General features: G+C 58.5%; 20 protein-coding genes and 2 pseudogenes. 4 read left to right on the forward strand and 18 right to left on the reverse strand.

The window, feature by feature from the left end; translation table 11 throughout:
• Window positions 1-10 precede the first annotated feature (10 nt).
• On the reverse strand, window positions 11-1,957 hold the full coding sequence (locus tag AB4Z52_RS15710; RefSeq protein WP_442218857.1) for a PrkA family serine protein kinase: 1,947 nt from the start codon (window positions 1,955-1,957) through the stop codon (window positions 11-13).
• A gap of 750 nt (window positions 1,958-2,707) precedes the next feature.
• Between AB4Z52_RS15710 and AB4Z52_RS15715 the strand changes: the two genes are divergently transcribed.
• Window positions 2,708-2,866, forward strand: a complete 159-nt coding sequence (locus tag AB4Z52_RS15715) for a hypothetical protein (RefSeq protein WP_442218858.1) — start codon at window positions 2,708-2,710, stop codon at window positions 2,864-2,866.
• Between the two features lie 10 nt (window positions 2,867-2,876).
• Here the strand turns inward: AB4Z52_RS15715 and AB4Z52_RS15720 are convergent.
• Both AB4Z52_RS15720 and AB4Z52_RS15725 read right to left on the reverse strand, forming a co-directional pair.
• Window positions 2,877-3,276: pseudogene (locus AB4Z52_RS15720) on the reverse strand (type II toxin-antitoxin system VapC family toxin).
• Window positions 3,273-3,524, reverse strand: coding sequence for an AbrB/MazE/SpoVT family DNA-binding domain-containing protein (locus AB4Z52_RS15725; protein WP_442218859.1), 252 nt, complete (start codon window positions 3,522-3,524; stop codon window positions 3,273-3,275). The pseudogene AB4Z52_RS15720 and the gene AB4Z52_RS15725 overlap by 4 nt, the downstream one beginning before the upstream one ends.
• Before the next feature lie 249 nt (window positions 3,525-3,773).
• Here AB4Z52_RS15725 and AB4Z52_RS15730 point away from each other — a divergent pair, with 249 nt between their 5' ends.
• Together AB4Z52_RS15730 and AB4Z52_RS15735 are read left to right on the forward strand one after the other, a co-directional pair.
• Complete coding sequence (locus AB4Z52_RS15730; RefSeq protein ID WP_442218860.1) at window positions 3,774-4,115, forward strand: hypothetical protein; 342 nt, start codon at window positions 3,774-3,776, stop codon at window positions 4,113-4,115.
• A 1-nt stretch (window position 4,116) separates the two neighbouring features.
• On the forward strand, window positions 4,117-4,686 hold the full coding sequence (locus AB4Z52_RS15735) for a type II toxin-antitoxin system VapC family toxin (protein WP_442218861.1): 570 nt from the start codon (window positions 4,117-4,119) through the stop codon (window positions 4,684-4,686).
• Between the two features lie 204 nt (window positions 4,687-4,890).
• Here AB4Z52_RS15735 and AB4Z52_RS15740 read toward each other — a convergent pair whose 3' ends face one another.
• From AB4Z52_RS15740 to AB4Z52_RS15795, 12 genes are all read right to left on the reverse strand, one after another.
• Window positions 4,891-6,444: an adenylate/guanylate cyclase domain-containing protein gene (locus tag AB4Z52_RS15740; RefSeq protein ID WP_442218862.1), complete on the reverse strand. Its 1,554-nt coding sequence runs from the start codon at window positions 6,442-6,444 to the stop codon at window positions 4,891-4,893.
• Between the two features lie 5 nt (window positions 6,445-6,449).
• On the reverse strand, window positions 6,450-6,815 hold the full coding sequence (locus AB4Z52_RS15745) for a response regulator (RefSeq protein WP_442218863.1): 366 nt from the start codon (window positions 6,813-6,815) through the stop codon (window positions 6,450-6,452).
• A gap of 15 nt (window positions 6,816-6,830) precedes the next feature.
• A complete protein-coding gene (locus AB4Z52_RS15750) occupies window positions 6,831-9,440 on the reverse strand; it encodes a response regulator (RefSeq protein ID WP_442218864.1) in 2,610 nt (869 codons plus the stop codon).
• Window positions 9,441-9,541: 101 nt separating this feature from the next.
• On the reverse strand, window positions 9,542-10,276 hold the full coding sequence (locus AB4Z52_RS15755) for a Tll0287-like domain-containing protein (protein WP_442218865.1): 735 nt from the start codon (window positions 10,274-10,276) through the stop codon (window positions 9,542-9,544).
• A 253-nt stretch (window positions 10,277-10,529) separates the two neighbouring features.
• Window positions 10,530-11,018, reverse strand: coding sequence for an invasion associated locus B family protein (locus AB4Z52_RS15760; RefSeq protein ID WP_442218905.1), 489 nt, complete (start codon window positions 11,016-11,018; stop codon window positions 10,530-10,532).
• A 295-nt stretch (window positions 11,019-11,313) separates the two neighbouring features.
• The gene (locus AB4Z52_RS15765; protein WP_442218866.1) at window positions 11,314-11,790 is read right to left on the reverse strand and encodes a DUF4189 domain-containing protein; all 477 of its coding nucleotides are present in this window, start codon (window positions 11,788-11,790) and stop codon (window positions 11,314-11,316) included.
• Window positions 11,787-12,482 carry a hypothetical protein gene (locus tag AB4Z52_RS15770; RefSeq protein WP_442218867.1) on the reverse strand — a complete coding sequence of 232 codons (696 nt, stop codon included), beginning with the start codon at window positions 12,480-12,482 and terminating at the stop codon, window positions 11,787-11,789. Before AB4Z52_RS15770 ends, AB4Z52_RS15765 begins: the two co-directional genes overlap by 4 nt.
• Before the next feature lie 14 nt (window positions 12,483-12,496).
• Window positions 12,497-13,075 (reverse strand): invasion associated locus B family protein, encoded by a 579-nt coding sequence (locus AB4Z52_RS15775; protein ID WP_442218868.1) that lies wholly within the window; start codon window positions 13,073-13,075, stop codon window positions 12,497-12,499.
• A gap of 7 nt (window positions 13,076-13,082) precedes the next feature.
• On the reverse strand, window positions 13,083-18,485 hold the full coding sequence (locus tag AB4Z52_RS15780) for a beta strand repeat-containing protein (protein ID WP_442218869.1): 5,403 nt from the start codon (window positions 18,483-18,485) through the stop codon (window positions 13,083-13,085).
• The gene (locus tag AB4Z52_RS15785; protein ID WP_442218870.1) at window positions 18,482-18,907 is read right to left on the reverse strand and encodes a hypothetical protein; all 426 of its coding nucleotides are present in this window, start codon (window positions 18,905-18,907) and stop codon (window positions 18,482-18,484) included. The genes AB4Z52_RS15780 and AB4Z52_RS15785 overlap by 4 nt, the downstream gene beginning before the upstream one ends.
• Window positions 18,908-19,498: 591 nt before the next feature.
• Window positions 19,499-20,227: a helix-turn-helix transcriptional regulator gene (locus tag AB4Z52_RS15790; protein ID WP_442218871.1), complete on the reverse strand. Its 729-nt coding sequence runs from the start codon at window positions 20,225-20,227 to the stop codon at window positions 19,499-19,501.
• A 458-nt stretch (window positions 20,228-20,685) separates the two neighbouring features.
• Window positions 20,686-20,886 (reverse strand): hypothetical protein, encoded by a 201-nt coding sequence (locus AB4Z52_RS15795; protein ID WP_442218872.1) that lies wholly within the window; start codon window positions 20,884-20,886, stop codon window positions 20,686-20,688.
• 576 nt (window positions 20,887-21,462) lie between these two features.
• Between AB4Z52_RS15795 and AB4Z52_RS15800 the strand changes: the two genes are divergently transcribed.
• Window positions 21,463-21,765 carry a hypothetical protein gene (locus tag AB4Z52_RS15800; RefSeq protein WP_442218873.1) on the forward strand — a complete coding sequence of 101 codons (303 nt, stop codon included), beginning with the start codon at window positions 21,463-21,465 and terminating at the stop codon, window positions 21,763-21,765.
• A 103-nt stretch (window positions 21,766-21,868) separates the two neighbouring features.
• Here AB4Z52_RS15800 and AB4Z52_RS15805 read toward each other — a convergent pair.
• From AB4Z52_RS15805 to AB4Z52_RS15815, 3 genes and pseudogenes are all read right to left on the reverse strand, one after another.
• A pseudogene (locus tag AB4Z52_RS15805) lies at window positions 21,869-22,171 on the reverse strand (transposase); the annotation flags it as partial.
• Between the two features lie 350 nt (window positions 22,172-22,521).
• Window positions 22,522-23,838 carry an HlyD family type I secretion periplasmic adaptor subunit gene (locus AB4Z52_RS15810; RefSeq protein ID WP_442218874.1) on the reverse strand — a complete coding sequence of 439 codons (1,317 nt, stop codon included), beginning with the start codon at window positions 23,836-23,838 and terminating at the stop codon, window positions 22,522-22,524.
• Entirely contained in the window at window positions 23,831-25,597 is a 1,767-nt protein-coding gene (locus AB4Z52_RS15815) for a type I secretion system permease/ATPase (protein WP_442218875.1), read from the reverse strand. The genes AB4Z52_RS15810 and AB4Z52_RS15815 overlap by 8 nt, the downstream gene beginning before the upstream one ends.
• Window positions 25,598-25,666: the final 69 nt, after the last annotated feature.

Here is a 25,666-nt window from a genome sequence, read left to right on the forward strand (position 1 = left end):
CTTGCTAGGCTTAGCCTGCCTGCTTCACACGCATGTACCATTCTACCAGGCGCCGAACCTGGCGCTCGGTGTAGCCGCGCGCCGTCATCCGCTCGACGAATTGCCCGTGTTTCTTTTCCGTATCGCCATCCTTCTTCGAGCCGAAGGATATGACCGGCAACAAATCCTCGACCTGCGAGAACATCCGCTTTTCGATGACTTCACGGATCTTCTCATAGCTTGTCCAGGACGGGTTCTTGCCCGAATTGCTCGCCCGCGACCTGAGGCAGAACTTGACCACCTCGTTGCGGAAGTCCTTCGGGTTGGCGATGCCTGCCGGCTTCTCGATCTTGGTCAGCTCCTGATTGAGCAGGTCGCGATCGAGCATCTGGCCGGTATCCGGATCCTTGAAATCGACATCCTCGATCCAGGCGTCGGCATAGTCGACGTAGCGATCAAAGAGGTTCTGGCCATAATCCCCGTAGGATTCGAGATAGGCCTTCTGGATTTCATGGCCGATGAATTCAGCATAGCGCGGGGCAAGCTCGCCCTTGATGAATTCAATATAGGCCTTCTCTGTTTCTGCCGGGAGCTGTTCCCGACGGACCGATTGTTCGATCACGTACATCAGATGCACGGGATCGGCTGCGACTTCCGTCGTATCGTGGTTGAAGGTGGCAGCCAGCACCTTGAAGGCAAAACGGGTCGAGACCCCGTCCATTCCCTCGTCGACACCGGCGGTATCGCGATATTCCTGGACGCTTCTGGCTCTCGGATCCGTCTCTTTTAGGCTTTCGCCATCATAGACCCTGAGCTTCGAAAACGGCGTGGAATTCTCATGCCGCGTCAACCTCGAGAGCACGGTGAAGCGCGCGAGGGTTTCGAGCGTCGACGGAGCGCAGGGCGCTTCGCTCAACTCGGACTCTTCGATGAGCTTCTCGTAGATCTTCTGCTCTTCCGTAACCCTCAGGCAATAAGGCACCTTGACCACGCAAATGCGGTCGATGAACGCCTCATTGTTCTTGTTGGCCTTGAAAGTCTGCCACTCCGCCTCGTTGGAATGGGCAAGGACCACGCCCGAGAACGGAATGGCGCCGATATTTTCCGTACCGATATAGTTGCCTTCCTGCGTTGCAGTCAGCAACGGATGCAGCATCTTGATTGGGGCCTTGAACATTTCGACGAATTCAAGCACGCCCTGGTTGGCACGATTGAGGCCGCCGGAATAGCTGTAGGCATCGGCATCGTTCTGGGCGAGGCTTTCCAGCTTGCGGATATCGACCTTGCCGACCAGCGAGGAGATATCCTGGTTGTTTTCGTCGCCTGGCTCAGTCTTGGCGATACCGATCTGCCGCAATCGTGACGGCTGCATCTTGACCACCTTGAAGCGCGAAATATCGCCCTCGAACTCCTCGAGCCGTTTCAGGCACCAGGGGCTCATCAGCCCGGTCAGCCGCCGTCTCGGAATGCCGTAGCGTTCCTCGATGAGACTTCCCATCGCGACGGGATCAAACAGGCTGAGAGGACTTTCGAAAACCGGACTGAGGTCGTCACCGGCTTTCAGCACATAGATCGGATGGACTTCCATCAGCGCCTTGAGACGTTCGGCAAGCGACGACTTACCGCCGCCCACCGGTCCAAGCAGATAAAGGATCTGCTTTCGCTCCTCCAACCCCTGGGCTGCGTGACGGAAGAAGGCGACGATCCGTTCAATCGTCTCTTCCATTCCGTAAAAGCCCGCAAAGGCAGGATAGGTTCGGATGGTTCGATTAAGGAAGATACGCCCAAGTCGGGAGTCCTTGGCCGTATCTACGAATTGCGGTTCGCCCATTGCAGCCAGCAAGCGCTCGGAGGCGTTTGCATACATGAGTGGGTTATCCCGGCATGCTTCGAGGTATTCAGAGAATGACATCTCGACTTCGCGCCGTGCTTCGAAAGAACGGGCGAAGGTGTTGAAGAGCACATCGTTGTTGTACATGGCGCCTCTATGAGGTTGCTATTGCAAAAACGCCTATATTCAGCCAGATAACTATCTGCTGTCGTCAATGGTGCGGTAAACTTCGTCTGAAATCAATACCGAACCTGACATAGATTCGTACGCTTGATTCGGCATTGCAGCAATATGATTGCACATCCGGGCCATGGAATTTAATGATAGACCTACCTCTAATTGCCATCTTTTCAACCAAATAAATTTATGGGTGTGAAAAGCAGAACGGCCGCAAGAGGAACCGGCGCGCCGCCATCGGGTGCTAAACACTTGATTGGCTAACAATTCACTCTAGGCAAAAGCGCCCCTGACGACCGCTCGCCGCCGGTCGTTCAACACTCGCTTACGCGCTGAAAAAGACCGTGATGCGACCGGTCGCACTCTGTGGATAACGAGTTTTCGCGCCTTCGGAAGGCCAAAATGGCCCGAAAAACTGTGGCGATTAAGACACAATTGCCCACGAATCGATCAAAGCCGACTTCTGCTGAAAAATGGTGCGCGGCCGAACCAAGGAAATCATTTCAACAACTGGTTCATCCCTTCCAAAAGCGCAAGATTTAGAAACGGTGATGTGGCTCCTGATCGAACCGCATCATGCACTCACCCAAAATAAGCGAACAATCTTTCGAAATGTAAGAGAAATCCTACGCTCTCTCGCCGCTTGTCAGGCGACATGTAAAACTGGTCCGGTAGCGACACCTAAAACTGGTCCCCCTTTTTACACGTTAGGAGGGACTGATGGGCGTCGAGATAGGTACGACGATCTCCGCGGGAATAGCGCGCCTCGAAGTAGGCGCGCGACAGAAGTTCGAAGCAGCGTCGGCCTATACGGGTGTCGCACGGCCAGGCGGCAATCAGCCGGGTATCGACGTCCTCCGCCTAGCGAAGGCAGGTTAAGGCGACCACATCAGGAAAGGAGTTGCGCGGCCTGTCCTTGCTGCGCCAGTAGCTCGACCGCCTGTTTATCGAATGAGAAAAAATGGTTCGCCGCCTAGCCAATTGCCCTCGTAGGCCATAATGCCATCCGCAAAATCGCCGCCGGCTTCAAGGATCGCAAGCCCGGCTTCAATCGCGGGCCGGTTCACTACAACATTTCCAGAATTCAGTAGTTCCCGGATCGCTCTGGCTACAGCTTCTTTCGGCCGCTTCGCGCCCCGGCGAAGTATCCAAAACAGTTCGCACAGGCAGGGCAGGGAAATAGCGATCAGCGAAGCATCTTCCAAGAGTTTGCTTGCGACAAGAGCCTGTTTCGTATCGTCTTGCAGGACCGCCCGCACCAGCACGTTCGTATCGACCGAAATATTCATTCTTCACCCGCCCAACCGGAGGCAGCTATCTCGTTCATCTCCTCAATCGTCAGAGGTTTTTTCACAGTGCCTGAGAGCAATCCGATAAAGCTATCGATGGTGCCCGTCGGCTTTGCCGCCTTCACCCGAAGCTCGCCGCCCGGTAGCTTGTCAATGTCGATCCGCTCTCCCGGCTTGATGCCGAGATGTCGCAATAGGTCGCGCTTTAGTGTGACCTGCCCTTTCATCGTTACTGCCAGTGAAGTCATGGGAAGTTCCTTTTCGCTAAACCCGCCCATCGCTGCTTGATCCACTGAATTGTAAGTATTCTTCGGCCGGCCGGCATAAGCCGGACTTTAAACCGGGTATATGCCAAACGAAAAAATGGGCGAAATTATAAGGGAACTCGACAGAACCGCTTGGAAAGCTTCAGCGAGCGCCACCACTTTGAAAACTAGTAGACTGATGCTATGTTAGACGAAACCGCATTTTGTTAGACAAGGGCAGCCTTCGGAACCATGAAGAAAACTTCAAAAGAAAAGATCATACCGGCAGCACCGCATGTCATCACAAAGGTGGCACGAAAGGCTGAGACGGGCGAATTCGTGACAGTAAGAACACGCGTTCGTGCCGTTATGCAAGCTGCTGAGCATTCCGGGTTAATGGGTGAAAAGAGCAAACGGATTGGTGGTCGCATTAGCTCGGCTCTGGTTGAGCAGGCTAAGAAGCACACCGGGATCGAGACCGATACTGACCTGATCGAATTTGCTCTTGCAAGTGTTGCTCTTGAAGACAAGTTTGCCGAAACATTTCGTAAGACGCGGGGTACCGTCGATCCTACACTGAAGCTCGGGTTCTGACTTGCAGGCTTTCAATATCGACGCCGCATTGCGATGGGCGCGTCTGGATCCGGGTAAGACGCTTGCCCGACGGCCAGATGAGCAGCTCCCCTTCCTTTCTGATGCAGCAGAAGCTGGCCACGAGCTTCTTTTAGATACCTGCGTCTATATTGATGGAATGCAGGGACGGTCGCCGGACGTGGTCGCGGATGTCCTTGACGTGCGCCAGGTCAATCACTCCACCATCGCGATCCAGGAGTTGATGCATACCATTGGTGTCCTGGATCCACGACATTTGGGTACAAAAACGGCCATTGGACAGATCAAAGAGACCATTGCCGCAATGCCAGCCCACCGCACCTTCACGCCGGATGCCGATGTTCTCGGCCGCGGCGCAATGCTGTCAGGCATCTTATGCCGAATTCAGGGTTATCACCAGGACGCCCGCTTAAGAGCGCTTCACGATTGCGTCCTTTTCCTCCAGGCACAAAAGCTCGGCTTGACCGTCCTTACCGCGAATGTGAGCGATTTTGACTACTTGCTGCAATTGATGCCGGGTTCTAGGGTTTTGCTCTATCGGGTGGCTGCTTGACGAATACCCGCTTGTTGAATTCCACCAGGAAATGCCCCGCATTTCCATCTCTGCTTGACCCACTGAATTGTAAGTAATCTTCGGGCGGCCGGCATAAACCGGACTTTAGACCGGGTGCATGCCAAACGGAAGATGGGTGAAATTATAAGGGAACTCAACAGCCAAACGACAGCAGGCTGGCGCAGAACCCCGCAATATGACCGATCATTCCAAAAGGTAGGTCGTGTATTTTCCGATTCCACGAATATCGATGATTTCCCGGCGGGCGGTTACACGCCCTTCACCAAGTGCATCGAATGTGGTCTGCGATATCTGAATTCGACCCGGTATTCCGCAAGACTCCATACGACTGGCAACGTTTACCGTGTGTCCCCATACATCATAGGTAAAGCGTTTCCGACCGATCAGGCCGGCAACGACCGGCCCGCTATGGATGCCGATTCGCAAGGTGAACGGTGGTCCGTAGTCGGCGCCTCCGAGCGTTTCGGCCAGCAGTGCCTTGGCGAACGCCACTCCCGCGACGGCGTGGTCCGCGCGGGGATCGGGCAGTCCCGCCGCCGCCATGTAGGCATCACCGATCGTTTTGATCTTTTCGATGCCATGTCGATCGGCAAGTTCGTCGAAACGGGTAAACAGATCCCCCAGCCTGCGAACCAGTGCTGCGGGCGGCGTTCGAGCTGCAAATTCCGTGAAATTGACGATATCGGCGAAAATGATCGTTACCATGTCGATGCGATCGGCGATCACTTCCTCTCCGTCGGCAAGTCGCTTCACCACCTGCTTCGGAAGAACCGCATGAAGTAGGGTGTTTGCCCGCTCCTTTTCGAACTCTATCTGCGCCAGATATTGATTTTCGCGCGTTCTCCAACGGCGACGTTCGAGACATGCGGCAATACGCGCTCGCAGCAGCACGGGATTGATCGGTTTGCGGAGGTAGTCCTCGGCCCCCGCTTTTATACAACGGGCGACGGCGTCGTCATCCTTCAGGCCCGAAACCATGACGACCGGGATGTCGCGAAAGCGCGGGTCCGATTTAAGCTGGCCAAGAAGCTCGATACCGTTCATGGCCGGCATCAGAACATCGGCCAATATGAGGTCGAATTCTTGCCGGTCCAAGATACCAAGCGCCTCCTCGCCGGAGCTTGCCGCAACGACGACGTGGCCGTCGCCGCAGAGGCGTCTGGACAAGAGATCGCGATTTGCCGCTGTGTCGTCGACGATAAGGATACGCCCTGCAAATTCAGTGATAGGCGACGAACGAACGGACATTGTTTTTGCAAGATCGGCGGCGATCGTTCCGTCGAATTGGGGCAGAAATTCCGGACCCGCCTCGATGGCCGAGCTATCGAGCGTTTCGTCAATTTGCGCGAGCAAATTGCGGCTTTCACGAATGACCTTGAACACATCCTCAAGCAGACGCGCCGGCAAGGTATCGGCGAAGTCCTCGATCAACATCTCGGAATAGCCGAGAATGGCATTCATCGGCGTTCTCAGATCATGTCGCAAAAGCCTATCGAGCGAGGGGGCATTGCTGCTATCGGGCGTCTCGACGTCGAGAAGCCGCTTGATCAATGCATTCAGCTCCCGGGCAGCGCTTAATATCTTCTCAAGGTCCGGCAGCGCATCGCTGGGTCCGGCTTCGCGCACCTCCTCGGTTATCAGTTCCTGATAACCCAGAATGGCTTGCGCCGGATCGACAATGTTCTGCGCGATCCTGGCGATATACATGCGATGGCCGATGTCCCGAGATTGAGCCACGATCGTCATCCTCCGGTCAAACGGGCGATCTTGTCGAGCAATCCCGGTAGTTCGATCGGTTTGGTGTCGTAGTCGTCACAACCGGCCTCGATTGCCTTTTCCCGATCACCGGCCATGGCATGCGCAGTCAGTGCTATTACCGGTATGGCGGCAGTGATGGGGTTGCCTTTGATCCGCTTCGTCGCTTCCCAGCCATCTATGACAGGAAGGCTCATATCCATCAGGACCAGATCCGGCTTGGTGGTTACGGCCGCCTCGACCCCGGCCAACCCGTCAGTGGCGCTGACAACTTCATATCCGCGTTTCTCCAACCGGCGGGAAAGCATATCGCGGTTCATCTCATTGTCCTCGACAAGAAGAATCTTGACCATCCTACCTCCCTCTCCTCACGCCTCTTCAGCCACCGGAAAATGCCGCTTCAACGCGGCGATCAGATCGATGCGACCTTTGGTTCCTTTTCTAACTACCTCTTTCGCGCGAACGCCCAACCAATCCAGCTCTTCTCGCGTCAGATCTTTCGACGTAACGACAACGACCGGGATATCTGCAAAGTCCTGCCTGTCTCTGATTGCCTGAAGCAGTGCGAAGCCATCCATGTTCGGCATCATCAGGTCGAGGACTATGATCGTCGGCCGCCCGGCTTCGAGCTGTTCAAGACCGCGACAACCATCTGAGGCTTCCCGAACCCGCCAACCCTCGCGGATGAGCACCCTGCGAAACAGCTCGCGGGTTGCCGCATCGTCGTCAATGACAAGCACGTCACGACGATCTGCGCCGGCGACCGCGTTCAGCGTATCGATGAGCTGTTGAGGATCGATCGGCTTTATCAGATGGTCAGCGGCACCGAAGGCCAGGCCCATCTCTCGATCCGCCACGACAGTCGCGAGGATGACGGGAATACTGCAGAGCGACTTGTCTGACTTGATTTCACGCAAGACGGACCAACCGTCCTGACCCGGCATAATCACGTCGAGGATGATCGCGTCCGGATGCAATTTACGAACCTTCGCTAACCCTTCCTCCCCACCCGCTGCCTCGATCACCGCAAAACCGGCGCCGCGAACAGCGTCGGAGACGAACTTGCGAGCGCGCGCTTCATCATCAATCACCAGCACTGTTCGACGCGCACTTGGACCTTCCGACGTATTGCTTTCTGGACCTGTATTTTGGACAGCGTCCATGTTGGTTATTGCAGGGATGATGAAGCGGAAGGTTGAGCCCTTTGCGAACTCGCTTTCAACGCTAATGGCGCCACCCATCATCTTGACGAAATGCTGGGTGATCGTCAGGCCGAGACCGGTCCCGCCGTAATTACGCGTCGTCGACGAATCCACCTGAACGAATGCTTGAAACAACTTTTGCTGCTGCTCCTTCGTCATGCCGATTCCATTATCACTCACGGCAAATTCAAGCCATTCGCCAACGTCGTCGGTGTAACGCCGCACCGAAAGCCCGATCTCACCATTCTCCGTGAATTTGGCGGCATTGGAGAGAAGATTGAACAGATTCTGCCGCAACTTAGTCTTATCTGTTTCGATGTCGTCCCGTTCGATCGAGGTCGTCACCGTCAGACGATTGCCCTTCTTGGCAATCAGCGGTGCAACGGTATTTTGAACGTCGACAAGAAGTTGCTTCAGACTGAGGCGCTCAACGTAGAGCTCCATCTTGCCCGCCTCGATCTTGGAGAGGTCGAGAACGTCGTTGATGAGCGCCAGGAGATGGCGCCCCGATCCCATTATCTTATTGAGATCAGCAATGAATTCGGTCTGTCCGAGATCGCTTGCATCCTCGATCAGCATCTCGCTATAGCCGATGATCGCGTTCAAGGGGGTGCGCAGCTCATGGCTCATGGAAGCGAGGAAGCGGCTTTTTTCTTCGCTGGCGACCTCAGCGCCGCGCCTTGCCTCCTCCAGCGCCGCCTGCCGATTCTTCAAGTCGGATATGTCAGTATATACCGCGACAGTGCCGCCCTCCGGCGTCTTCCGTTTGGCGATGCGCAGCCATGTTCCATTGGCGAATTGCCGCTCGATCATGCCATGCGGCTCCCGGTGACGGCGCATGGCCTCATCGACCCAGTTCTCTATGCCGCCGCTTCCGGTATCGGTCGTGCCACGTTCGGCCTGTGCCCGAACGATATCTTCGAAGGCGCGTCCAGGCGTCATGATATCCGCAATCTCTGGAAACAATTCGAGATAGCGCTGGTTGACCAATACGAGGCGGTCTTCCGCGTCAAAGAATGCGAAGCCGTCAGGAATGGTCTCCATTGCCGTCATTACAGTGTTGCGCTGACGCTCGGCGGCGGCTTCAAGCTCGCGACGCTCGGATTGGCTGTCACGCAGCAATCTCAGCGTCTTGGAAAGCCTCCCGAACTCGTCGCTGCCTTCCGGCGGCAACTCGACATTCTCGTCTCCACTGGTCAATTGGACCATCGCTTTGTCGACCCGGCCGAGCGGCACCAAGATCGAGCGTAGCACCAGCCAGGTCATCAGAATGCAGGCCACCGTGGTCACGCCGGCTGCGATCAGAGCACGCACATAGGCGTTTTTTGCCGTCACATCGGCTGCGTCCCGTGCCAGGTCAGCCTCATTCTCGAGGCGCTGTTCAAGCGACATGAGCACTTGATCGATTTGGTCGCTATAGCTCCTGGCGGCCGCCAGTTGAGTGTTGCCGATGACCCTGTTGTCATTGGTATAGGCGTCAACGGCCTGCATCGCCTTTTCGTAGTAGGCGTTCGATCCCTGCAGGATCGTATTGGCTTCATCGGGCGCGAAGACCTTAATCCGGGCCAAATCCTGCTCCAGCGCCTTGCGGGCTTCGTCGGCGCGTCGCTCGGAGAGCGTCAACAGGCTAACCGACAGGTCCGTCAGCCAATAGCGGACCTCGCCAAAATGCCGATGCGCCTTGGCAGCGTCATCGAACATATGAAAGCGAGCATTGGCCTCCTCGACGCGACGCTGGTTTTCCCGCAAATCACGCACCATGAAGGCAACGCTCACTAACAGCGCACCCAGGAGGACAGCAGAAAGGCAGACAAGCCGCAACGGGATCTTTCTATCCGTAAGACGCCCTAAACGCGCCGGGATAGTGGCAAAGGCGCTCATTTGAATAGCGTAATGCTGATCGCACCGCCCAAATCGCCCTCAGCCTTACCCTCCTTCGGATAGCCCGTCACGTCGACCTCCCCTTTGGGCCCACCGTGACACGTCAGGCAGGATGCCGAGTAATATTCAGGAATAAGCATGCGAAAAGACTGGCGGCCATTCACTTCCACCTCCTCGGTAAAGGATTTGCCTTTTGGCCAATCGGGAGACAGAAAATTGCGCTCTATGACGTGCTGCTCCCATTCATCCGGGCGCGCCTTGCGATTACGGATGAGGTCCTCCGGCGCCGTCACCTTTATCTTTGCCTTATCACCAACCTTTTCCTCGAAACGTTCATTAACCAGTCTGGCAAAAGTCGCAGGAATGAACCCCTTGAAGCCGACACCCTTCATATCGATCATGCCTTGATGCTCATCGACAACTTCCTTGATCGCGGCGACCTGGGCATCGAACAATTGCCGATCTAAGGGGCTGAGATTCTGATCGCCTTTGCGCTGCGCGAATATCTGCAGTGCCTCGTTGACGACGCGTTGACCTGTGAGGTCTTTGTTTCCCAGGGATTCGTCGTTGATAAGCTTTTGATGACTTGAGATCACGGTCCGGCCAGCACGCAACAACGCAGCGAGCCGTTCACCTGTGGTGATGTCATCTTCTTCGGCAACAACAAAACCTGCCAGAGCGCAGAACGCGGCCCATGCAAAAAAGACAGCAAATATCAGGCCACGCCGCATGCTAAGCCTATATGTCGTACACGCGGCGGAATAGTATCAGCTCAAGCTAATATTCAAAAGTCATTAATACGGGCGCTGGTATGCGGGATACAGTATTCGCCCAAAGATTCTTGGCGGTCGGGTTGCAACTTATCCGCTAACGCAGTTGGGAAGCCCTCAAAAAAATCATTGTGTTTTTACCCTTCTTAGGAATTGCGCGAAACTCCCCTCCCCGGATGATTGCCAAACTCAACTTTAGCTTCTCCGGCAGTTCCTATTTAGGGCTCAAGGCTGCAATGCGATCGAGAGCAGCCGAGAAGCCACGTAGGGACACTTGGAAGCTCAATTCATTGCCCGCATCAGCAATAACCTTGAGGTTTAGGCGTGATGCCGCCCGCAACTTTGCAAGTGTCGCCGGATCGAGCGGAAACAAGGCAATACATCCTGTCGGCAAACACGTGCGGAAACGCACCGGCTTTAAAGGCGGCTGATCATCGACATTCGGCGTCACGCCGGAGTCGAGGACGATGCCGAACGGGAGGAGGAGCGTTGCAATCGCGCCGCCATCGGAACGCATTTGCATCTCGACGGCAAGAAGCCTCTGACCGTTCTGCTGGGTCTGATCTTGAGAAACCGAACAAGCCGGCGCCTTGTCGCGCAGGTTACACGCAACCCGCCAGTCCTGGTAGGTCTCCTGCAGGGCCGATGCTCCGTTTGGTAGAGCCGACTGGGCAAAGGCTGCCGGAGCAAGCGTAAAAATGATGCTCGAACAAAGAACGGCTAGCCTCGCACGAGAAGCGCCGAAGGCATGCTTGGGTGTCAGCCCACACAGTGACGGCTGACTGGGTCGTCCAGCTTGCCGTTCGCTTTTCTTGTGAGGTGAAGTCGATGTCAAGATTGGCAAAAGGTCACATCTTTCTATTTGGAGGATGGTACGTCCTCGGTTGGTTCCGCGAGGTGCTAGTGGGCGAGGGGTCCAGCTCCGCAATTGCCACCAGAAGCGTGACCTCCATGGCTTCCATCCTGGTAGTCGTACGCGGTTATCTCTGACGGTTGGGTCATGTACATGCCCACTCGCGAACCTTACAGTGTGACCCTGAGAGCTCGCATGTTTTGAGCGCAAGGTCTTCGGCTTCTCGGCGCGTCGGTGCCGATCTTGCGCCCCACGGCGCGATGCGATTGTTTTCCTCTTTGCCAATGGCGAGCGCGCCGCAGTGATAATATGGAAAGCCGGTGTTATCATCGTCATCCCAATGCCGGTGATTGCGGAATATGGTGACTACGACGCACTCCCTGCCCCCGTCCCGTTCGCAATGCTTGAGCGCGATATCCACGGCATCTTGCCGCTTGTCGGCGCCCCAAAAGAAGCCCTGCTTTTCGTCAGGCGTGGAGTAAGCGATTGCTGCCCAGATGCCGCGCTCCTCTTGGGGCGGTGGAACCGGTACCTCCGCAGCCGTGGTAAGATCCGCCGCGCCCAGCCGGCCTGCATAGAGAAACAGCATGCCGATCGCCCCAATGGCAGGACTGATTCTCATCTTGTGCTTCCTTGTTTTCCCGCTGCCGAGGCCACGGAAATGACGACGCAGCCGTTTCCGGTGGGCAGAAGCATCGCGTTCCCGCCGTCATTGCCAAGTTCGTAGACGCTGATCTGTCCAAGATTGTTGGTGAGCTTGCTTCCGCTTGGAAACTTGACCGGAATATCTGCGCAAGAGGCCGTAAACGGCGCCACGCGGACCATCGCACCTTCGCAACCGGATGCGATCGGCGCAGCGAATACGACGCCCGCAGCCGGACCACTGTAGCCTTGGGTCGCATAGTTCATGCCGACCAGTGCCTGCACGGCATGCTTGTCGGCGGCCCCCCCGTTCCAGACCGACTGGACGTTGTATTGGGTACCGTTTGTCAGCAACTCTCCAAGAACCGGAAAGACAGTGGAGCAGGATTGCAAGCCAGCCTGTTTGGCGTGCTGGCGAAATGGCGTGTCGGCCAGGGCTTGATTGGCTTCATTTGTCTCCGCAACCGCGGACTTCGATATGAAATTCCCGACCAGGTCGTATCGTATGACGGCGTAGCCGGCAGCACTGACAACGGCAATTGCGAGCAGTGAGAAGACTGCCGTTTTCCACCAGTTCCGCTTCGGCCCCTCTGGGTCCTTGACTACGCTCTGAAGCGAAGCGCTGCCCTTATTCCGGGACATTATTCGATCGTAGATTGATTGCTGATCCATGGGAGATGCATCCGTCACTTTATCGCCTTCACGGCGGTAGAAAGGCCCTTGAGGGTCGCGGTCACGCTAACCGTCTTGCCGTCCGTCGTCGGATAGGAGATTGTTGGTGTCGCGTTTTTCGAAATCTGTTCACGCATTATGGCCCCGACCGGCAGCATGCCGATGCAAACTGCGTTGCTGCATCCGTCGAGTTGGATTTGTAGCGGTTCCTTACGTCCCTCGAACGTCAGCGAGATGGGGCTATCGCTCCTGGCAACCGGCGCGGTACGCAAAATCATATATGGATTGCCTGCCTTGGTGGCCGCAAGCGACCAACTGAATGCGACCTGACCTGCCTGGTTCTCGATGATCTGGGTAACGTTGCAAACTCTCTGGCGGACCTTTAGGTTTTCGTCACAAATCAGTGTCCAGTTTTCGAACGGACGAATGGTCCTCTGATAGTCGCCAAGCTTCAGGTCCGGAGGCACCACCACTTCAGAAGGCTTTATTCGGTAATCGGAAGAGCTTGCCTGCTCCTGTGCGGCCGCGTGCGGGCCGGACAGGAGCAGGCAAGCTATGAAAGCTGGGACACCAGAGAGCGCTCCTTTGAACATGAGGGACTCAATTCAAAGTATAGCTGAGACCAGCGCCGACACCCACTTGCCCGCCGGCTGCCGTACCAGACAGATTCCCTCGAATTCGCCCGTCTTCGCTGGTGTAGCCAGCGCCGAAGGCCAGCGCACCTTCACCCCGCCACAAACCGCCGCCGGCCGCAACACTCAGCTTGCCAGGACGATCGTCATAACGAAGCGATGCTGCAGCAAGCCCTATTGCGGCCGCCTGTCTCGCCTCCGAGCGTACGTCGCCAATCTCCTGGTTCAACTGACCGAATTTCTGGTCAGTATAGTTGTTAGCCGCGGACAGCGTGTTTGCGGCAGAGGTGTCCGTGTAGGATTTGACCTCGGTGATCCCATCACTCAACTGAGCGACATTGACGGCATCGGTAGGGGCAACGCCCTTGCCGACGTTGGAGATAACCACCGGCGCATTGACGTCACCACCCTGCAGCGTGATGCTGTTCTTCTTGCTGCCATCTGGATTGAGGTCATACGTGACGGCGTTCTTGGTGATCGTTCCGACACCAGTTTGCAGGCTGTCGATCGCCGAATTGGTGGCATAAAGCTGCGATCCGTTGATGGCGTCCGTACTGTCAGCCGAAATGCGGCCTGCTGCGACATTGGTTATGGTCCGCTCCGCGCCTTGAGCACCAACGCTGACGGTACCGACAGGCGTGGTCCCGGCAAAATCATAGTGCTGTCCTTGAATGGTGGTCCCGGACGTGCCGACAGCCGCCTGCGTTACGGAACCGGAGCCCAATGCCACATCACTGGCATTGTTGGCCTGCGCGCCCTGGCCGAGAGCAACAGCCCCCTGTCCCACGGCCGTGGCTCCATGTCCGGCCGCCAGGCTGTCCGTTCCGCTGGCGACGCTTTCCGGACCAATCGACACGCTATCAGTGCCTGAGGCCTGAGAGTCCGCCAGCGTCGAATTGGCGTGGAAATACTTGATGCCGCCGCCACTGGTGATGTTGGTCAGCGTGCTGTCGACCGCGCTGAAGGCGTCGGAGACGGTCGTGTAGCTGTTGCCCTGGACGTTGTAGGTCGGACCGGTGATCGAGCCGTCGGGATTTACCACGGTGGTGCCGCCGAAGAGATTGGCGACATTCTGAGAAACGCCGCGCAACTGCGAGACGTTGACCGCGTCCGTATTGGCTGAACCGGCGGCAACATTCGTCAGCTTGCGCTCCGCGCCCACAGAGCCGATCGAAACCTCGCCGACCGAGGTCTGCGGGCTCGCAAGGGCATAAGCCGTATAATTCGTCTGGGCGCCGACCGTCGTCGTGGAATTGCCGCCCAATGCCACGCTATTGGCAAAGGTGCTTTGGGCGCCGGCGCCGATGGCGATTGCCTGGATACCCGCGGCCGTCGAGTTCGTGCCGAGCGCCAGGCCGTCAGCCAGCATAACGTGAGCATTCTGGCCAATCGCCGTGCCACCCGGCGCGGTCAGATCGACGATGGCGCCATTGCCGATACCGATGCCATTGTCACCGTTGACGACCGTCGTCGGGCCGACTGCCACCGACTCGCCGCCGACGGCGAGGGAATCGCCGGCGATCGAATTGGCATGGAAGTACTTGGTCGACGTCACCGAGACCGACGCAATGGCGCCCTGTAGCTGCCGCACGGTTACGGCATCCTGGGCCTGAGTGCCATCCGCGACGTTGGTGATCTGCCGATACGAAGTGGACGTACCGACCGATACCGCGCCGAGAAGGGTCTTGTCGGTCGTGTTGTACTGGATGATCGCGGATCCGGCAGCGATCTGGCCGGTGGTCGGTGCCAGGGGACGATCGGAAACCGATCCGGAGCCGAGAGCAACGCCCCCTGCGATGTTTGCTTGGCTGTCACGGCCGAGTGCCAGTGAATCGGCGGCCGCAGCCGTCGCCTGATAGCCGACGGCGGTGGAGCCAACGCCCTGCGCAGAGGAATCGGTGACGGCCAAGGTGCTGTCGTTGGTGCGAACATATCGGATACCGACGCCGTTGGCGTCGGTATAGCTCGTAGATGTGTCACCGGCGATATTATTGACCGTGTTGCCGAGATTGGCGATGTCGGTGGTGTTCGAGGTGACCTGCTGATTGGTTGCGTTGAGCTGCGAGCCGTTGACGGCGTCGGTGGAGCCGGAACTCAGCTGTCCGGCGGCGACGTTCTGAATTTGACGCTCCGCACCTCCCGCGCCGACCGAGAAGGCGCCGCTCGGCGTTGCTCCGGCAAAGCTGTAGGTCACGCCGCCAATGATCGCACTGCCGACGGCGGTTGTCGGACCGGAGACCGAATTCAGGCCGATTGCCACGTCGCCGGCATTGTTGGCGATAGCATTCGGGCCGACGGCGACGGAGTTTGCCCCAATTGCCTGCGAATCCGGCAAGGTCGAGTTCGCATGAAAATACTTGATGCCGCCGCCGGTATTGATGTTGTTGATCGTGGTGGACAGGCTATCGACTGCCTGGTTGGTGGCAAAAAGCTGCGAGCCGTTGATCGCATCGGTCGAGGCGGACGACAACTGTCCCGCTGCAACATTCTGGATCTGGCGTTCGGCACCCGCCGAGCCGACCGAAAAGGCGCCTGCTGGCGTCGTACCCGCAAAGCTGTAGGTCGTGCCTCCGACTGTTGCGCTCGCTACCGCCGTTGTCGCGCTCGACGCCGCGTTCAAACCGATTGCCACGTCGCCGGCATTATGGGCCACCGCATTCGGGCCAACAGCAACGGAGTCGGTCCCGAGGGCCTGTGAGTCCGGCAATGTCGAGTTCGCGTGGAAATACTTGATGCCGGCGCCGTCACTGATGTTCGTGATGGTGTTATCCAGATTTGTAATGTCGGTGGTGTTCTGGGTAACCTGCTGGTTAGTTGCGAAGAGTTGCGACCCGTTGACGGCGTCGGTCGAGCTGGACGAGAGTTGACCGGCTGCAACGTTCTGGATCTGGCGATCGGCTCCCGCCGCACCGACTGAAAATGCACCGGCCGGAGTGGCGCCTGCGAAGGTATAGTTTGTGCCTCCGATCGTCGCGCCCGACACCGCGGTCGTCGCGCTCGACACGGCGTTCAGACCGATCGCCACGTCGCCAGCGTTATTCGCCACCGCATTCGGGCCGACCGCAACAGCATTCGTTCCAAGAGCCTGGGAATCCGGCAGCGCGGAGTTGGCGTGGAAGTACTTGATCCCAGCGCCGTTGTTGATGTTGTTAACGGTGGTGGTGACACTATCAACCGCCTGATTGGCCGCGAAGAGCTGCGATCCATTGACGGCGTCGGTCGAGCTGGATGAGAGTTGGCCGGCTGCGACATTCTGGATCTGGCGGTCTGCTCCCGCCGCACCGACTGAAAATGCACCCGTCGGAGTGGCGCCTGCGAAGGTATAGCTCGTGCCTCCGATCGTCGCGCCGGACACTGCCGTCGTCGCGCTCGAAGCGGCGTTCAGACCGATCGCCACGTCGCCAGTGTTATTCGCCACCGCATTCGGGCCGACCGCAACAGCATTCGTTCCAAGAGCCTGGGAATCCGGCAGCGCGGAATTGGCGTGGAAGTACTTAATGCCAGCGCCGCTGTTGATGTTGTTGACGGTGGTGGTGACACTGTCGACCGCCTGATTGGTCGCGAAGAGCTGCGATCCATTGATCGCGTCGGTCGAGCTGCCGCTGATGCGCCCCGCCGCCACATTGGTGATGGTGCGCTCGGCGCCCACCGCGCCCACACTCACCGTCGAGGTCGGCGTCGTACCGGCGAAACTATGGGTGGTGCCGCCGATCACCGCACTCGGCGTCGCGGCCGCTGCCGCAGTCACTGAACCCGAGCCCAGTGCTACGTCGCCGGAGTTGGCCGCCGCCGTCGCGCCATTGCCAAAGGCGACATTGCCGGCGAAACCGGCAGCACCCGCGGTAGAACTGTTGCCCAGCGCCACGGAGCCTTGCCCGATCGCCTTGTTGTTGTTACCGATCGCGACGGCGCCGGCTGCCTGGTTGGCGGCGGTGGCGCTCGCCGTGCCGTCGCTGTTGGCGATGTTGTTGGCACCGCCGACGAAGGCGCCCGTGCCGCTCGCATAGCTTGGATCGCCGATGGCGACAGCGCCGTTGCCGTAGGCGGTATTGCCCGAACCGATCGACACCGCCTTACCGCCTGTCGCTACCACGTTGGTGCCCATGGCGACCGCCTCAGCGGAATTGGCCGTCGCGTTCGTGCCCATGGCGATGGCGCTGGCGGCGCTGGCCGCTGATTGTCCGCCGACGGCGATGGCGTTGGTGCCCGAGGCATTGGCGCCTGCGGTCGCGTTGCCGCCGAGCGCCAGGGCGCCCGTCGCGCTGGCGATTGCCCCAATGCCGACCGCGGAAGAGTATGCGCCGCTTGAGTTCGCGTTATTGCCGACCGCGATGCCGGAGATCGCCGCGCCGCCGACGATTGCACCCGATCCAAGCGCAACCCCGCCGCCGATAGCCAGCACCTGCGCCTGATTGCCCAAAGCGGTCCCGAAATTCCCCGACGCAGTGGCTGAAGGGCCAAGTGCAGTCGAACTCGCGCCCGACGCGGTCGCCTGAAAGCCACCGGCAAACGAATTGGCACCGCTGGCCGTGGAGCCCCAGCCAGCCGCTAACGCAAAGTTGGCGCTGGCCGTGGAGCTGACACCGACCGCAGTGGAGTTGCCTCCCGTGGCACTGGCGAAGGTGCCCAAAGCGCTAGCGCCGGCTGCAGTGGCATTGGAGTTCACGCCGAGCGCTACTGAATTGACGCCGCTTGATATCGTGCCTTGGCCCAACGCCATCGCCCCGCCAGCGCCTGTGGCTTTCGCGCTCAGGCCGAGAGCCACCGCGTATTGTGCGGACGAAACGGACGAACGTCCTATCGCAATGGCGTCGTTCAACGACGCTGTAACGTCCGTGCCGATGCCGATCGCGCTTGGAGCGGTGGCACCCGTTCCAGCGACCGTCCGCGAGCCAAGATAGACGGTGTTTAGCTGTGTCGCGATCGCCTGGAAGCCGATAGCGACGGCGTTCTGGGCGCCAGCGCTGGTGCTTGTGCCTTCGGCAATGGCATCCAATCCGGCCGCGACGGAGCCGGTGCCGATCGAAATGGCACGGACGCCTGTCGCGGAGCCGCCGCCGCCTACAAATTGTGCCTGTGCCGGAGTAACCTGAAGCGCCGACAGCGCCAGCAGCGCCATACCCGCAAGGCCTTTCCTGCCTGCCTGACCAGCGGGAACTCCTGAAGACTTTGCGTCACGGGATGCATTCTCGACCCCGAGCGAGCCCAGCGCCAGACCTTTACGGCGCATGCCGAGTACCCGATTCGCCAAGCGCAAGGTCGCCATCAGTCGCCGACGAAGCGAGCGACAGTCGGTCCTTCCTGAAATCCAATTTCCGACAAATACGCGACGAGATTTGAACTGCAGATGCCCCTCGCTGCACCCAATCATGCTGCTTTACCCTCGCTGTTGGCCGAACGACCTGGTGCGCTTGGATCCGCATCGGCGACTGGGTCGTCGTTGAAAATGTGCATTTCTTGAAGCCTGCGTCCCATCTTGGCGCCTTGGCTTTCAATCAGTTCGCGGGCACTCACGACCCATGGCTGCGTAGGTTCCGGAACGGCATGCAATGCAGCATCGGCCCGATCTGAGGGGAGCTTCATCGCTACCAACGCGCGGCAGACATCGAAATGAAGGGCCGGTTCCCGCTCAGCGTATGCCGGAGAGGTCAATCCAAACACGAGGCAGGCAAAAAGATGATCGAGTTCCGCGCCGGTTATACGACTGGCGTATTCGCGTTGTAACGCAGTCCAGGCAACCTCGGCTTTTGGAGCGAATATTCCAAATTCCGGAAACTGAATATCCGTGGACAATCCAACACACCTCAACAAATGATCGCCAGAAAGTTCGATGGCGCACCGCTCGATGGCCCACCGAATGACAACCCACACTAAGCATGGTCACATTTGTGACGATGTATTTCTGAATGTTTCGGAATATTTGTAGGAAATTACGATCTTTGCTCGCTGAACGACCGGTGTTGCCGCTTTGCCACGCTAGCTCTAGGCCATTCTGCTTTTTCCGTTTGACCATTGTAGACGGCGATCGATGGTCGCCGGATGATGACAGGCGCATCGACCGGTAGCCCAGAACCTCGCAACCTGTCGCTTTAAAGCCACGCCGGTTTCTTCGCCGCTGGCGCGAGGATTACTGCGGCGAAATGACTTTGCGCGTTTAGCACCTGCGTTCGATCCGAGGACGGAATGGATCGCGCGAGTTCCACGCGACGCTTTCCTTGGGCTAGAGCTTTCGGGAATGACTTTGAGGGTAATGGGTATCTGCCTTCCGCGAGACAGGATTGCTGGAGTCATTGTCCAAAAAGTCGGTGTCTGCGTTGCCCGCAGCCGGCGAGGCCCTTGCAGGACCTTCCTTTGGCACGCCACGACCACCGAAGCTCGTAACGACTACCTCGCAAACCGTAGCTCTGTGGGCGTTTTTCCCCTGTATCTCTTCATGGTGGCGGCCAAATGGCTTTGGTCCGAAAATCCAGACAGATAGGCGATTTCGGCAATCGCGATCTTGCCGTCGACCAATAGCTTTTCCGCAAAGTCCAGGCGCAGGTTAATCAGATAGCGATGCGGCGGCATTCCAAAGGTCTTGGCGAACCCCACTATAAAATGATTCGGTGAAATTCCTGCGACCGACGCGAGCTCAGCGATATGTACTTTTTGCGTAAAATTTTCATTGAGATACTCTCGCACCCGTCGAGCGCTATCGGGAGAAAGTCCGCCCTTGGGCTGCGCAGGCGGTCTCTTGCGGCTTGTGTAGGTGCGAAGCAGATGAACGCCGAACACCGTGACCAATGAGTCCAAATAGAGCTCATTCGGAGCTGCTTTCCCAGTCAGCTCGGCAGCAATCCTCTCGGCTATGTTGAGGGCCCAGAGGTCGACTAAGCCGAACACAGGCGGCTCAAGCTCTACATTGGCAAGATCAAACTCATGAGCAGCCAACTCCGATAGCGCTTCGGGAGATATAGCTATGACGGCATTTTCCCTGATCGCCGACCAAGCAAGGCTACTGTCGACGCCGGCGGGATTAACGACGAGACACCCGACTGGTGCGTCATACTCCGTAATCCTGTCACTGCCGAGCGAGGCTCTCAACTTGCGCACTGGCGCCAGCACAATTCCCACAGAATGCTCCTTGGCTAAAAACTTCTGCGACCCAGGGTGCGGATGGAATGTAGTGCGCTCCCCCGCATGGTGGCCCTTCTCGGACCTGCACTTTCAGGAATAATGTCGAAGACGTATCGCTCCGCCCGTCCTCGATCGACGCCCCGGTATTCGTCTTTTTTCCGAGCCTCGTCCGCCTGTTTCATTCCGTCGCGCCCCACTCGATCGAAATCCTGTGCGCGCAAGCAGAGCAGGCTGCAGTCCCGCCTTTAGTCAGCGTAACGCGCCCACAGAAAATAGGGTATAAGATTCGTATGTGAAGAAAAAATTTTGCGCGGCGCAAAAAAGAAACATGTCGCGCAATTTAGGTTACGCGCGATGCACGCATCATTTGACCTCCGCCGGGTCAACGGCTTGTTTTGCCGTCGAGATCGGCGGCGCAAGCACGCAGTTACAGCTATATAGTTCGCGGCTGATTGTTACAAATCACCACGGCGCTTCTCGTGCAGATCCCAGGCGAGTTCCACCAAGGCCAGAAGAACATCCTCCTCGTTCCATCCAGACGCAACCGCCGACCGGACGATTTCATGGATAAGAGGCAGCAATTGGCGCTGGCAGTCGGTCGATGTGCAGGCAGCGGCCTCCCCCACCGGAGGCCCATCAAAGTTGAACTTCACCACTAGGCGCCCCCCACGCCAAAATACATATTAGTTAATCTTTTCCTGCTGATATACAATAAATCCGGCCGATGTACAATAAATCCGAGATGAAACATAGGACCTTTGCAGGACAATGCGAGATTACACCGGCTCTATGCTTCACCACGCCAACATGGATCACGATAGCCTCACAGTGTGACTTGATACGTAAAGGAGTTTCCCCCGGCGTTGGTGCGCGGATCACTGAGGGGGCAAGAGCACGTCCATCATTCAGGCAGGCAAGCGGTATCCTTCAACGTTGCAGTGGCTGCCGCAACGCCATGATCGGAACTTGTTTCCCTTGCCGTATACTGGCCGAGGCGACTTGTGATTTCAGTTCGAGAGGAGAGAAAATGGGCTTCGACCTGACAGCGGCGAATATCTTGCCTCACGGAGCGGACGAATTCTTTCGGATTTTCGCTCGCTTCGAATTCGCATTGAAGATGGCGGGTTACGTTCAGCATCCGCCGGGGCAGCTCCGACTTCACCTACGACGACATGGGCAGCAGCCTTATTAGAAGTCCGCAAAAAACTTGGATGATGGAGAGAGGGGATGTCATGAGCGACAATCTTATCTGGGAGAACGTACGCTCTTCCGACTACTACCGCTCGGTACTGAAGAACATGAAAGGTCCGACCCGACATTCTTCGGTCCGCGTTGGGATGCTTGGCGAGGGCGTAGCGCCCAACTACCAGGTTCGCTATGCGGATGGAAGGGAGACGACTTTCCGCGGCAGCAGCCATAAGGGAGACACCGGGCTGGCCGCGAGCTTCAAGGAGGCCAACATCTCCAGAGTGTATTCCTTCTCGGACGTCCAAGGCCTGCTCAAGTCCACGCTGGAAAGCAATTCTCGCACCTAGGACGGCGATGACCCGGTCGAGAAAGAAAACGCTTCTTATCACCGTCTGCTCAGGCGGCGACTGTTCGTTAAGACGCTGGCATGTCGTTCGTGAAGAACGACGATTAGACGATTGCCGGCATCGGGTTTGATGCTTTGAATATTGGATTTTGCGCTTTGGATAGCGCCAGGGCTGCACAGACGATAGCCACGCAAAACCTGACCCAAGCGAGGATACGGCGGAAGTTGTAGCCCACGGCTGCGAGGACGGCATTGACGGCGTCGCCGGTGATTCCGGCGAGACGATTGCGACCCATGCGGTGGTCTTCTTTTAAATGTCCGATGACGGGTTCGATGGCGGAACGTCTGCGCATCTCGCGTTTGATTTGTTCGGTCATCCCGCGTTTTTGGCCTGCAGTATAAACCTTGACCGCCCCGCAGCGCTCTTCCAAAAACCGCCAATCGATCGCCCGACCAAGCCGCGCCAGTGCATGATTCAAATCGACGATCTGATCGAGCCGTGCCCGGAAAAGATCATTCTGCCCGCTGTCTCGTCGCTCCTTCGGAAGCATTTCAACGCTCCATCAAAAACACCGTCCAACAGAGAGAATCACGTTTTTTCCCGCGGCGCAGTTTGCAAGTTTCTCCGAAAGAGAACCTCACAAACCCCAGTCGGCTTGTGAATAAGGATGGAACCATGCTTCTTCTACGAAGCGCGTTTCGAGTTTGAACCCTTAAGGTGACGGCGGTCACCTTGCCCTTCGTGCGAATCTCTTGTTCATTTCTCTCGTACTGCGCGCGAAATTCGGTCGCGTATCGGCTTCCAGAGATACTGCGCGAATGTCCTGCTCGACGTCGTGATGAAGACTTCGACGGGCATCCCAGGGACGAGCTGGACATTGCCAAGCGCACCGACCGCGCCAGGATCCAGACGGAGCTCGACCGGGTAGTACGACACATGCGTCGCGGGATCCTGTGCGAGATCGGCCCCAACCATCGAGACGGCCGCGGGAAGGTCCGGCGTGGTCGAATGGCTCAGCCCGACGACGCGCACGAAGCCCTTGTCGGCGAAGTGGATAGAGTCGATTTCCTGAGGACTGATGCGAACCTCGGCCTTGAGAGGCACGTGCTCGGGCACGATCATCATCAAGACTTCGCCCGCCCCAACGACGCCGCCGACCGTGTGGGCCGAAAGCTCGTGCACGAAGCCGTCCCTCGGCGCCCTAATGTCGACGTGGTCTAGTGCGTCGGCCGCCTGTATCCGTTTCCCCTCCAGTTCGCTGATCTTCGCCTCCGCCTCGGCGAGTTCCTTGCTCGCATCGGCGACCGCCACCTGATCGATATTGAGGATCTGCAGCTTCGTCTCGGCGATCTTCGCCCTGACCTCCGCGGTGCTCGCCTGGATCTCGCCTATGTCGCCGTCGAGTTCGCTGGCGCTTCGCTCCAGCACGTTGACCTGTGAGACAAGCACGAGCTTCTGGTCGAGCAGATCGTGAAGGCTCTTAAGTTCGCGGTCCGCGATCTCCTTCTGGTGCGTTTTTGCCGCGGCCTGGACGCCCAGTCCGTCGATCTGCTTTTCAAGCTGGTTGATGCGCTCCGTAAGTCCGTCTTCCTGTCCGAGACGGGCCGCCCGGCGCGCCTTCAGCATCCGGTCCTCGCGCTGAAGTAGGGCGTCCTCGAACTCGGACTCGTCGCTCTTCAGGATGTGCGGCGGCGGCATGAAGTGATCCATCCCGTCCCGTTCCGCCCGGAGCCGCGCCGCCGTCGTCTTCAGGTCGGCCAGCTGGTGGGCGATGATCTGAAGGTCGGAGCGGGCCGTCGTCGGGTCGAGCCGCAAGACCACCTGCCCCTCCGTCACGCGCTCCCCGTCGTGGACGAGAATGTCGGAGACCACGCCCCCTGTCTTGTGCTGCACCTTCTTGACGCTGCCGTCGACTTCGAAGTGTCCCGATGCAACGACCGCACCGGACAGCGGCACGAAGGCCGACCATGCGCCAAAGGACGAAGCGAAGATGGCGATGAGCGTCAGTCCAGCCAGTCGGTAGCGGCGTAGCGACGCGCGATGGTCGACATATCCCCACCTGTCGCTACGCATTCTCCGACGTGCCTCCGACCGCCCGCAACGGCGTCACTTCCACAGGTCTCGACAGCGAAGCCATGACTTCGTCCTTTGGGCCGAAGAGCTTGATTGCCGCGTCCTGAAGGAATGCGACCTTGTTGACCGCGGCAAGACCGGACGGACGATGGGTGACGACGACCGCTATTCCACCGCGGCCGCGAACGCTCTCGATCGCCTCTGTAAGGGCCATGTCGCCTGTCGCGTCGAGATTCGAATTCGGCTCGTCGAGGACGACAAGGAAGGGGTCGCCGTATAGGGCGCGGGCAAGGCCGATGCGCTGCCTCTGTCCTCCTGACAGAAGGATGCCGCCTTCTCCGAGCCGGGTGTCATATCCGTGCGGCAGCGCGAGGATCATGTCGTGCGCGCCGGCCGTGGTCGCCGCATCGATGATCCTGTCGGCGTCGTCGTCGACCTGAAACCTGGAGATGGCCTCCGCGATCGTGCCGTCGATCAGTCCGAGATCCTGTGGCAGGTAGCCGATGTGCCGCCCGAGACGGCCCCGGTCCCACTGCCCGAGGGCGGCTCGGTCCAGACGGACGACGCCTTTCATGGGAGCGAGTGCGCCGACGATGGCTCGCGCAAGCGATGACTTTCCACAGCCGCTCGGACCGACGATTCCCAACGCGTCTCCCGCCTTGAGCTCGAAACTGACATTGATCAGGATCGGATCGCCGTCGCTCCTTATGATCGTCAGCCCCTGCACCATCAGGCTCGACCTGGGCCGCCTTAGCTCGACGACCTCGTGCTCGACCGCGACCGCCAGCGAAACCTTGAGGCGCGCATAGGCGGACCGGGCGGCGACGAGGCCCTTCCAATTCGCGAGCGCCGTCTCGATGGGCGCCAACGCCCGAGAAGTCATGATGGACGCTGCGATCATCGCGCCGCCCGAGACTTCCTGATTGATGACGAGATAGGCGCCGGTGGCAAGAATTGCCGACTGCAGGATGGTGCGGAATATTTTCGCCGACGATCCGAGAGTGGCATGAACGTCGCTGGTCTGCAGGCTCACGCCGATGTGCTCCCGGCAGAGCCTGCGCCATCGACGGTCGAGGGCGTCGTGCATGCCCATCGCCTCCAGCGTCTCGCAGTTGCGCCGCGCGGTGTCGGCAAGGACCTGCCGGGCGGAGGCCGTTCCGCCCACGCGGCGTACCGGATCCCGCAGATGGTGGTCCGTCGCAATGGCCAGCAGGGTGATGACTGCACCTCCGCCGACCGCGAGCCATCCGAGCCATGGATGAAGGATGAAGCAGCCGACCACGAAGAGCGGCATGAATGGAAGATCGAAGATCGCCGCCGGACCCGGCCCCGCCAGAAAGCCGCGCACAAGGTCGAGGTCGCGGATCGGCTGCATCGCCTGTTCCGCCGGACCGCCGCGGAGCGGGATCAGATTTGCCGCCCGGAAGCTGAGGCTGGAGAGATCCTCGTCAAACTGCGCGCCGATGCGGCTCAGCATTCTCAGACGGATCGAGTCGAGCGCCCCCTGCAGGGCGAAGGCGACGAGGGCCACGAGCGACAGGGCGACCAGCGTCTCTATGCTGCGGCTGACGAGGACGCGGTCGTAGATCTGCAGCATGTAGAATGAGCCCGTCAGCGTCAGGATGTTGATCGCCGCCGAGAAGACGGCGACCTGACGGAAGTCGCGCATGCGGGCGCGCAGGGCGACGCGCGCCGGCTGATCCTTCGAAGCGCCCCGTTCGACGTGATGGTTGGCGTTGGCGGCTTTTCGCTGTCTCATCTGCTACTCCCGACGGACCTGTACGCACTGTTTACACCGACTGCGCTTGCACCGACTGGAATGGCGGGA

This window comes from Rhizobium sp. 2YAF20 (assembly GCF_052114685.1).
Taxonomy (GTDB): domain Bacteria; phylum Pseudomonadota; class Alphaproteobacteria; order Rhizobiales; family Rhizobiaceae; genus Rhizobium.

Bases quoted from the DNA above. Each gene is read 5' to 3' on its own strand.
- AB4Z52_RS15710 (WP_442218857.1), bottom strand. From the start codon at position 1,957: ATGTACAACAACGATGTGCTCTTCAACACCTTCGCCCGTTCTTTCGAA.
- AB4Z52_RS15715 (WP_442218858.1), top strand. From the start codon at position 2,708: ATGGGCGTCGAGATAGGTACGACGATCTCCGCGGGAATAGCGCGCCTC.
- AB4Z52_RS15725 (WP_442218859.1), bottom strand. From the start codon at position 3,524: ATGACTTCACTGGCAGTAACGATGAAAGGGCAGGTCACACTAAAGCGC.
- AB4Z52_RS15730 (WP_442218860.1), top strand. From the start codon at position 3,774: ATGAAGAAAACTTCAAAAGAAAAGATCATACCGGCAGCACCGCATGTC.
- AB4Z52_RS15745 (WP_442218863.1), bottom strand. From the start codon at position 6,815: ATGGTCAAGATTCTTCTTGTCGAGGACAATGAGATGAACCGCGATATG.
- AB4Z52_RS15755 (WP_442218865.1), bottom strand. From the start codon at position 10,276: ATGCGGCGTGGCCTGATATTTGCTGTCTTTTTTGCATGGGCCGCGTTC.
- AB4Z52_RS15765 (WP_442218866.1), bottom strand. From the start codon at position 11,790: ATGAGAATCAGTCCTGCCATTGGGGCGATCGGCATGCTGTTTCTCTAT.
- AB4Z52_RS15770 (WP_442218867.1), bottom strand. From the start codon at position 12,482: ATGGATCAGCAATCAATCTACGATCGAATAATGTCCCGGAATAAGGGC.
- AB4Z52_RS15775 (WP_442218868.1), bottom strand. From the start codon at position 13,075: ATGTTCAAAGGAGCGCTCTCTGGTGTCCCAGCTTTCATAGCTTGCCTG.
- AB4Z52_RS15780 (WP_442218869.1), bottom strand. From the start codon at position 18,485: ATGATTGGGTGCAGCGAGGGGCATCTGCAGTTCAAATCTCGTCGCGTA.
- AB4Z52_RS15800 (WP_442218873.1), top strand. From the start codon at position 21,463: ATGAGCGACAATCTTATCTGGGAGAACGTACGCTCTTCCGACTACTAC.
- AB4Z52_RS15810 (WP_442218874.1), bottom strand. From the start codon at position 23,838: ATGCGTAGCGACAGGTGGGGATATGTCGACCATCGCGCGTCGCTACGC.
- AB4Z52_RS15815 (WP_442218875.1), bottom strand. From the start codon at position 25,597: ATGAGACAGCGAAAAGCCGCCAACGCCAACCATCACGTCGAACGGGGC.